The 5,449-nt window shown below is 49.5% G+C and carries 3 protein-coding genes and 1 pseudogene; all 4 read left to right on the forward strand.

All coding sequences use genetic code 11. The annotated features are described in order from the left end of the window. Positions 1-254: 254 nt before the first annotated feature. Positions 255-896: a 50S ribosomal protein L10 gene (rplJ, locus tag ACKOVI_RS06420; protein WP_509603257.1), complete on the forward strand. Its 642-nt coding sequence runs from the start codon at positions 255-257 to the stop codon at positions 894-896. Positions 897-914: 18 nt separating this feature from the next. Continuing rightward, positions 915-1,298: a 50S ribosomal protein L7/L12 gene (rplL, locus tag ACKOVI_RS06425; RefSeq protein ID WP_509603258.1), complete on the forward strand. Its 384-nt coding sequence runs from the start codon at positions 915-917 to the stop codon at positions 1,296-1,298. A gap of 255 nt (positions 1,299-1,553) precedes the next feature. Further along, positions 1,554-5,018, forward strand: coding sequence for a DNA-directed RNA polymerase subunit beta (gene rpoB / locus ACKOVI_RS06430; RefSeq protein ID WP_509603259.1), 3,465 nt, complete (start codon positions 1,554-1,556; stop codon positions 5,016-5,018). A gap of 11 nt (positions 5,019-5,029) precedes the next feature. Next, a pseudogene (locus tag ACKOVI_RS06435) lies at positions 5,030-5,449 on the forward strand (DNA-directed RNA polymerase subunit beta'); the annotation flags it as partial.

Consider the following 5,449-nt stretch of genomic DNA (forward strand, 5'->3'; position numbering starts at 1 on the left):
CCTGGAATCGCAGTAGATCCAAACCTCGTCCGCGAACCAGCAGCAAACTAGCTCTATTAGGCAGGGGATTTGACCAGTTCAGGTCCCCTGCTTAAGATTTACCCATAACCAAAGACCGCAGGTCTGAACTCGCAAGAGTGAAGATAATTGAGAAATCTCAGCCCGCGTAGGTGTTCACATTAATCCGTGCGCATTTACGCGTCACGGATTTTTTTATTGCCTGGGGTCACTAAGTAACAGGAAAGGTGAACCGAATGGCTCGCCCAGATAAAGCAGCAGCAGTTGCTGAACTGACTGAAGATTTCAAGTCAGCGACAGCGACATACCTCACCGAATATCGCGGTCTTACCGTGACTTCGATGAAGGCGCTACGCCGCTCACTTGGTCCAGATACCAAGTACAGCGTCGTAAAGAACACACTCACCAAGATTGCAGCAAAGAACGCTGGCGTTGAGATCGCAGATGATCTCCTTGCTGGTCCATCAGCGCTTGCATTCATCAAGGGCGATGCAATCGATGCAGCTCGCAACATGAAGAACTTCCAGAAGGAGAACCCACTACTTGTTATCAAGGGTGGAATCTACGAAGGCAAGTTCGTTTCAGCAGCAGAGATCATGAAGCTCGCAGACCTCGAGTCACGCGAAGTACTTCTTGCAAAGCTTGCTGGTGCTATGAAGGGATCGCTTGCTAAGGCAGCGCGTACCTTCGATGCACTTCGCATCAAGATGGAAGCAGGAGCTCCGGCACCTGCAACAGAGGCTGCACCTGCAGCAGAGGTTCCAGCAGAGACTGCAGATGTTGCGGTTGAAGCCCCAGTAATAGAAGAAGTTGTCGCTGAAGTTGCAGAAGCAACAGATGCACCAGTTGCAGAAGCAACAGAAACTCCAGCGGAATAAGAAAAGGAAACTATAAAAATGGCAAAGCTTTCACAAGCAGATTTGATGGCACAGTTCAAGGAAATGACACTTGTCGAGCTCTCAGAGTTCGTTAAGGCATTTGAAGAGGAATTCGATGTCACAGCAGCAGCTCCAGTAGCAGTTGCAGCAGCAGGCGGCGCAGCAGCAGGCGGCGCAGCTGATGCTCAGGACGAGTTCACAGTTGTTCTTGAAGATGCAGGCTCACAGAAGATTGCAGTTATCAAGGAAGTTCGTAACCTCAACGGCTCACTCGGACTTAAGGAAGCTAAGGATCTCGTTGACGCGACTCCAGCAGTTCTCCTCGAGAAGGCAAACAAGGAGACAGCAGACAAGGCAAAGGCAGCTCTCGAAGCAGCTGGCGCAAAGGTCACACTTAAGTAAGGATCCGTCTTACAAGGAGACCCCGTACCGAAAGGTGCGGGGTTTTCGTCTTTTCTGACCTGCCCGCGCTCAAAATTCTGTGGAAAGTATGAGACAAAGTCAGGGGGATGGGGGTATAAGGGGGCGATTTGCCCGAAATCGGGGTGAGCCGATACCCTTGGGGTTCGCATTTTTATTACTTGAAGGTCTTTGCATATAGCGGCGGCGACCTTCTAGATGTGCGTTCAAAGTTAGAGCTCAACCTAACAACTTTGTCTGAAAGGACATCTCTTGGCCGCGAAAAAGAGTTCAGTTGCTCCCCGTCGTATTTCATTTGCGAAGATCCGTGAACCGCTAGAGGTTCCAAATCTTCTCGCACTCCAGGTTGAAAGCATTGATTGGTTACTCGGTAACGATCTCTGGCGCGCTCGCCTGGCAGATGCCAGCACAAGCCGTGGTGAAATTCCATCAAAGTCCGGTTTGGAAGAAATCTTTGAAGAGATTTCACCAATCGAAGACTTCCAAGGAACGATGTCACTGTCATTCCGTGACCACCGCTTCGAGCCACCTAAGTATTCAATCGACGAGTGCAAAGAACGCGATATGACTTATTCGCAGCCACTCTTCGTGACTGCAGAATTTACAAATAACGAGACTGGCGAAATCAAGTCTCAGACAGTTTTCATGGGTGACTTCCCTGTGATGACACCGCGCGGAACTTTCGTCATTAACGGAACAGAGCGCGTTGTTGTTTCACAGATCGTTCGTTCTCCTGGAGTTTACTTCGAGCGCGCAATTGAGAAGACATCTGACAAGGATGTATTCACAGCGAAGATCATCCCAAGCCGCGGTGCTTGGCTTGAGTTCGAAGTTGATAAAAAGGATCTTGTTGGCGTTCGTATCGACCGCAAGCGTAAGCAGTCTGTAACAGTATTCCTCAAGGCTCTCGGTTGGACTGAAGAACAAATTCGTGAAGAATTTGGTGACTTTGAATCCATGATGGCAACACTTGAGAAGGACACTGTTAAGACACAGGACGAAGCTCTTCTCGATATCTACCGCAAGATGCGTCCAGGTGAGCCTCCTACAAAGGAAGCTGCACAGAACCTTATTGAGAACCTCTACTTCAACCCTAAGCGTTACGACTTGGCCAAGGTCGGTCGCTTTAAGGTAAATAAGAAGCTCGGTATGGAGCTCGCTCTTGATCAAACACTTCTTTCAATCTCTGACATCGTCGCAACACTTCGCTACCTCGTAGCGTTACACCGCGGCGATCTCACAATGGAGTACGGCCGCGAAGTTCGCGTCGAGAAGGACGATATCGATCACTTCGGTAACCGTCGCCTTCGTACAGTGGGTGAGCTCATCCAGAACCAGGTACGAATCGGTCTCTCACGTATGGAGCGCGTTGTTCGGGAGCGCATGACAACACAGGATGTGGAAGCAATTACTCCACAGACCTTGATCAACATCCGTCCAGTTGTTGCTTCAATCAAGGAGTTCTTCGGAACTTCTCAGTTGTCACAGTTCATGGATCAGACAAACCCATTGTCAGGTCTTACCCACCGTCGTCGTCTTTCAGCTCTCGGTCCTGGTGGTCTCTCCCGTGACCGCGCAGGCTTTGAAGTTCGTGACGTTCACCCATCTCACTACGGACGTATGTGCCCAATTGAAACTCCTGAAGGACCAAACATCGGTCTTATCGGTTCACTTGCAACATATGGTCGCGTAACAGCATTTGGATTTATCGAAACTCCTTACCGCAAGGTCAACAAGGGCAAGGTTTCAGATCAGGTTGATTACCTCACTGCAGATGAAGAAGATGAGCACATCATCGCTCAGGCGAATGCTCCTTTGACAGCTGATGGTCACTTCGCAGAAGAGCGTGTACTTGTTCGCCGTCGCGGTGGAGAAGTTGAATACATTCTCGCTGAAGAAGTTGACTACATGGACGTGTCACCTCGTCAGATGGTTTCTGTTGCAACAGCGATGATTCCATTCCTCGAGCACGACGATGCCAACCGTGCAGGTATGGGTTCTAACATGATGCGCCAGGCTGTTCCTTTGATGCGTGCAGAAGCGCCACTCATCGGTACAGGCCAAGAATTCCGCGCCGCTGTAGATGCTGGTGACGTAGTTACTGCAACTAAGTCCGGTGTAGTCACAGCTATCTCTGCCGATGAAGTAACTGTGATGGCTGATGACAGCACATACCAGACATACTCACTTCGTAAATTCTCACGCTCTAACCAGGGAACTTCTTACAACCAGAAGGTTGTAGTTTCTCAGGGACAGAAGCTTGAAGTTGGCTCAGTAATCGCAGATGGTCCATGTACCGAAAACGGTGAAATGGCTCTTGGTAAGAACCTCCTCGTGGCATTTATGTCATGGGAAGGCCACAACTACGAAGATGCGATCATCTTGTCTCAGCGCCTTGTGCAGGACGATGTTCTCACTTCAATTCACATTGAAGAGTACGAAGTTGATGCACGCGATACCAAGCTCGGTGCTGAAGAAATCACACGCGACATCCCTAACGTCTCAGAAGAAGTCCTTGCAGACCTCGATGAGCGCGGAATCATCCGCGTAGGTGCAGATGTTGTTCCAGGCGATATCTTGGTTGGAAAGGTAACTCCTAAGGGAGAAACTGAACTCACACCAGAAGAGCGTTTGCTCCGTGCGATTTTCGGTGAGAAGGCTCGTGAAGTTCGCGATACATCACTCAAGGTTCCACACGGTGAGAGCGGCAAGGTTATTGGCGTAAAGATCTTCGAATCAGAAGAAGGATTCGAACTTCCAGCTGGCGTTAATCAGCTCGTCCGTGTTTACGTTGCACAGAAGCGCAAGATTCAAGATGGTGACAAGCTTGCTGGTCGCCACGGTAACAAGGGTGTTATCTCAAAGATTCTCCCTGTTGAAGATATGCCATTCCTTGAAGACGGAACTCCGGTTGACGTTGTCTTGAACCCACTTGGTGTTCCAGGTCGTATGAACGTTGGACAGGTTCTAGAGATGCACCTCGGCTGGGTCGCAAAGACCGGTTGGGATGTTTCAGGTGTTGGTGAAGCATGGGCAGATCACCTCAAGTCAATCGGCGCGGAGAAGGGTGCACCAGGAACTAACTTGGCAACACCAGTCTTCGACGGTGCACTTGAAGATGAAATCTCAGGCCTTCTCGAATCAACTCTTCCTAACCGCGATGGCGTTCAGTTGATCGGCCGTTCCGGTAAGACACAGTTGTTTGATGGTCGTTCAGGCGAGCCATACCCAACTCCAATTTCAGTGGGATATATGTACATCTTGAAGCTCCACCACTTGGTAGACGACAAGATTCACGCTCGTTCAACTGGTCCATACTCAATGATTACTCAGCAGCCACTCGGCGGTAAGGCTCAGTTCGGTGGTCAGCGCTTTGGTGAGATGGAGGTGTGGGCACTTGAAGCGTACGGTGCTGCATACACACTTCAAGAACTCCTCACAATTAAGTCTGACGACGTTCTTGGTCGCGTCAAGGTTTACGAGGCAATCGTTAAGGGCGAGAACATTCCAGAACCAGGTATCCCTGAATCATTCAAGGTACTTATCAAGGAAATGCAGTCACTCTGCCTCAATGTAGAAGTACTTTCTTCAGAAGGTGTCGCAATTGAAATGCGCGATAACGATGAAGAAATTTTCCGTGCAGCCGAAGAACTAGGTATCAACTTGTCACGAGTTGAGCCAAGCTCTGTAGAAGAAGTTTAAGGAGACGAAAAATGTTAGATGTAAATTTCTTTGATGAACTTCGTATCGGTCTCGCATCGGCACAGAACATTCGTGATTGGTCTTTCGGCGAAGTAAAGAAGCCAGAGACAATCAACTACCGCACACTCAAGCCAGAGAAGGACGGACTCTTCGACGAGAAGATCTTCGGTCCAACTCGTGACTGGGAATGTTATTGCGGTAAGTACAAGCGCGTCCGCTTTAAGGGAATCATCTGCGAGCGTTGCGGTGTTGAAGTAACACGCGCAAAGGTTCGTCGCGAACGCATGGGTCACATCGAGCTTGCTGCTCCTGTAACTCACATCTGGTACTTCAAAGGTGTTCCATCACGCCTTGGTTACCTGCTTGACCTTGCACCAAAGGACCTTGAAAAGGTTATCTACTTCGCTGCTTACATGATCACTGAGGTCGAT

The sequence above is a fragment of the Candidatus Planktophila sp. genome (assembly GCF_046070465.1).
In the GTDB taxonomy this organism is placed as follows: domain Bacteria; phylum Actinomycetota; class Actinomycetes; order Nanopelagicales; family Nanopelagicaceae; genus Planktophila.